The 4067-nt window shown below is 66.7% G+C and carries 3 protein-coding genes; 2 read left to right on the forward strand and 1 reads right to left on the reverse strand.

The window, feature by feature from the left end:
* Positions 1 to 68: 68 nt before the first annotated feature.
* A complete protein-coding gene (locus P3W85_RS11595; protein ID WP_276264898.1) occupies positions 69 to 455 on the reverse strand; it encodes a hypothetical protein in 387 nt (128 codons plus the stop codon).
* Between the two features lie 388 nt (positions 456 to 843).
* Here P3W85_RS11595 and P3W85_RS11600 point away from each other — a divergent pair, with 388 nt between their 5' ends.
* Entirely contained in the window at positions 844 to 2478 is a 1635-nt protein-coding gene (locus tag P3W85_RS11600) for a ShlB/FhaC/HecB family hemolysin secretion/activation protein (RefSeq protein ID WP_035808724.1), read from the forward strand.
* Between the two features lie 61 nt (positions 2479 to 2539).
* Positions 2540 to 4067, forward strand: a 1528-nt coding sequence (locus tag P3W85_RS11605; RefSeq protein ID WP_276264899.1) for a DUF2341 domain-containing protein, incomplete at its 3' end; no start/stop codon positions are given.

The following is a 4067-nucleotide window of genomic DNA, read 5'->3' on the forward strand; positions in this document are numbered from 1 at the left end:
CCGCCTTTAGGCCCTGCAGACCATCATCAGGTCCCTACAGGAGCAAGAGATCTTACTGAAAACAGCCACTAAGGCTGCGACCGCGGAATGACAGCCGGACCGGCCGTCGGCACTGACGGCCGCTGCGGCAGCACGCTAGTGCCAAACGTATTGCCCATACGCTGGCTGGTCGCCGAATAGTTGAAGAGCCCCAGCTGGTTGCCGGGCCGCTGCGCGATCTTTTCGGAGGCAAGCTGCTGCGCCGAGGGCCCTTCGGCCGGCTGTGCCCGGGGACGCAGTTTCTGCGTCAGGCAGGGAAACGACGGGGCCCGCACGCCATTGACCTCGACTTCCACGCAGCCTGCCGCGGTTTCAGCCGCGGGCTGGGATGGCTCCGCCGCGGATGGGGACGGCGCCGAGCCAAGGCCGCCCACGGCAACCACGGTAATCAGGGCAACTGCCAGCCTGCTTCGCATTCTGTACTCCCTCATCGTTTGCCGCCGGGCGGGTGCAGGCGGGATGGCTGCAGTGTAGCGCCGACCGCCGGACTCACACAGGTCTTTCGATTCAATGCGGCTTTCCGCCCCTTGCCAGGGTGGTCAATCCCTCCTTCCGGGGTACGGCCCGGCACTGCATCGCCGGCCTGAGGCGTGCCCCCCATGAACAATTTGTGACAAACGACAGTCTCCGCGCATGCCGTTCGTCTAACCCTTCGTACGCAGCGCTGAAACGATGACCACATCGTGTCCAGCTATCGGATGCGACCTCATGCCACCAACGGCTTGCAACGGCTTGCCATTGGTTCGAGGCGCCGGCGCAAGGGAAACGACGGCGATTGCTTCGCGGGGAAAACTGAGTAAACACATGCATGACAAGAAGAAAGATCCGTCTCCGTGCTGGAGGGCGGTATGCCTGGCCGTGCTGGGGCTAGGGGTGCAGGGAACCGCCATGGCGCAGGGTGCGGCGGCGGTGGAGCCGCCGGCGCCCAGCGTGCAGCCCGACGCGGAACGCCGCGTCGATATCAATGAATACATCGTGCGCGGCAATACGGTGCTGGACGCGCGTTCCATCGAGCGTGCGGTAAAGCCTTATCTAGGGCCGGGCCGCACGATAAAGGATATCGAGGGCGCACGCGATGCCCTGCTCGCGGCCTATCAGGCGAAGGGTTTCCAGTCGGTGTACGTCGATCTGCCCGAGCAGCAGGCGCATGGTGGCGTCGTGTTCCTGCAGGTGAGCGAGACCAGGGTGGGGCGCGTGCGCGTGGTTGGCGCGCAGTACAACTCGCCGCTGGAGGTGCGCGAGCAGGTGCCGGCGCTGGCCGAGGGCGTGGTGCCGGATTTCAACCAGGCGCAGACCGAACTCACGGCGCTGAACCGTGGCGCGAACCGGCAGGTGATGCCGCTGGTCAAGCAGGGCGCGATGGCCGGCACCATGGATGTCGACCTCAAGGTCGATGACAGCAGCCCGTGGCGTGCCAGCGTTGGCCTGAACAACGACTACAGCGCCGACACCTCGCAACTGCGGGCCACCGCCTCGCTCGGTCACGACAATCTCTGGCAGCTGGGACACAGCGCGTCCGTCAGCTTCTTCGGCGCCCCGCAGGACCTGAAGCAGACCCAGGTCTGGTCCGGCTCGTACGTGGCGCCCATCCGCGGGACCAACTGGGGGGTGGAGGCTTCCGGCTACGTGTCGGACAGCAATGTCGCGACGGTCGGGGGCACCAACGTGCTGGGCAAGGGCCACTCGGTGGGGCTGAAAGGCACCTACACCGTTCCCAATACCGGCGCCTGGTGGCATGCATTCAGCCTGGGCGTGGACTTCAAGGACAACGAAGAAGTCACGCGGCTGGGCAGCGCCGGCGATACGGTGCCGCTCAAGTACGCGCCGATCACGCTGGGGTACTCGGCCTTCGGGCAGACCGAGCAGGGGCAATACGGCCTGAACCTGTCGCTGGTGGCGGGTACGCGCAGCTTCCTCGGCTACGGCAGCAGCGCGGCGCAGTTCGACTACAAGCGCTTCAAGGCCTCGCCCAGCTTCATGGTGCTGAAGGCCGATACCAATGGCTCGTACAACCTCCCGGGCAACGCCCAGCTCGGCTGGCGCCTGGCGGGCCAGATCACCGATTCCCCGCTGGTATCGAACGAGCAGATCGCGGCCGGCGGCATGAACTCGGTGCGGGGTTACCTGGCGGCCGAGACCACGGGCGACTACGGCGTGGTCGGCTCGGTCGAGCTGCGCACGCCGCCGCTGACCTTCTTCAGCGCCGTCGTGGAGAACTGGCGTGCCTACCTGTTCGCCGACGGCGGACAGGTGCGGTTGCGGGATCCGCTGCCGGAGCAGAAAAGCCAGTTCTCGCTGGCCTCCGTGGGCCTGGGTACCACGTTCCGCCTCGGCCAGAAGATCACCGGCCGGCTGGACCTGGGCTATCCGCTCAAGGCCGGGCCGCGCACCGGGCGCGGCGACCCGCGGGTGAATTTCAGTGTCACCGCCAGCTACTGACCGGCGCGCCCGATGCCAACCCCTTACTTCATTTCATAAGAGCTTACGGAGAACCTCTGTCATGCGACGCATTCTTTTGCTCGTGCTTACGCTGTTGAGCACGCTATTGCCGGACCTGGCCCATGCCTGGTGGCAGCCCGACTGGGCTTACCGCAAGCCTGTCACCATCGACGCCGGCCCCAAGGGCGGCGCGATCGGCGGCGACGCCGGCCGCACGCCGGTGCTGCTGCGCCTGCATACCGGAAATTTCAGTTTCGAAGGCGTCAGCGAGACCGGGGCGGACCTGCGCTTCGTCGCCGGCGACGACAAGACGGTGCTCAACCACCAGATCGAACAGTTCGATCCGCTGCTGGGCATCGCGCTGATCTGGGTCGATGTGCCCGCTGTCTCGGCGGCCGGCCCGCAGAAGCTGTGGATGTACTACGGCAACCCCAAGGCGCCGGCATCGGGCAATGGCCAGCGCACCTTCGACCCGGACTACACGCTGGTCTATCACTTCGCCGAGGGCAGCGTGCCGGCGCGCGACACCACGGCCTACGGCAACCATAGCCAGACCGCCGTGGTGAGCATCGACGGCACGGTCATCGGCAAGGGTGCGCAGCTTGGCGCCGCGCCGCTGGTGCTGCCTGCCTCGCCGTCGCTGGCGCTGGCCGCCGGGGCGCCGTTCGGGTTTTCCGCATGGGTCCGCCCCGAGAAACTTGGGCCGCAGCAAGTCGTCTACGCCCGCCGCGATGGCGCGGGCGAACTGGTCATCGGCATCGACCAGGGCGTGCCTTTCGTCCGGGTCAACGGCCAGCGCAGCAACCCCGGCCAGCCGGTCCAGGCCGGACAGTGGTCGCACCTGGCGCTCAAGTCCGATGGCAAGAGCGTGGCGCTCTATGTCGGCGGTCGTCCTGCCGCCTCGCTCGCGGTGGGTTTGCCGGCCTTGAACACGCCGGCCTCCTTGGGCGCCGACACCGCGGCCGGCACGGATGCCGTCGCGCTGGCCCCGTTCACGGGCGCCATCGATGAAGTGCGCCTGTCCAAGGTTGCCCGCCCGGATGCGCTGATCCTCGCGGACGCCGTGTCGCAAGGCGCGGAATCGCGGCTGGCGGTGTTCGGCGCGGACGAGCAGCAGGCCGGCAAGAGCCATTTCGGTTTCATCCTGGCCGCCATGCCGCTTGACGCCTGGATCGTGGTGGGCCTGCTCGGCATCATGATGGCGATCTCCTGGGCCATCATGATCAGCAAGGGCCGCAGCTACGGCGCCATCTCGCGGGCCAATGCCGCATTCATGGGACATTTCCGCAAGGCCTCCGGCGCGCCGCTGGACCAGATCGCCAAGGGCAATACGGTCCCGGAAGAGGTGAAGGCCAACTCGTCGCTGTGGCGCCTGTATGAAATGGCGATCGAGGAAATGCACCGGCGCCACCAGATGGGCTACGACCTCAATGCCGTGTCCGACGCCACCATCAGCGCGATCCGCGCGGCCATGGATGGCGTGATGGTGCGCGAGACCGAACGCATGGCGCGACGCATGAACTGGCTGTCGACGACCATCGAAGGCGCGCCTTATGTAGGCCTGTTCGGCACGGTGATCGGGATCATGC

It is taken from the genome of Cupriavidus basilensis (assembly GCF_029335485.1).
Taxonomy (GTDB): domain Bacteria; phylum Pseudomonadota; class Gammaproteobacteria; order Burkholderiales; family Burkholderiaceae; genus Cupriavidus; species Cupriavidus basilensis_E.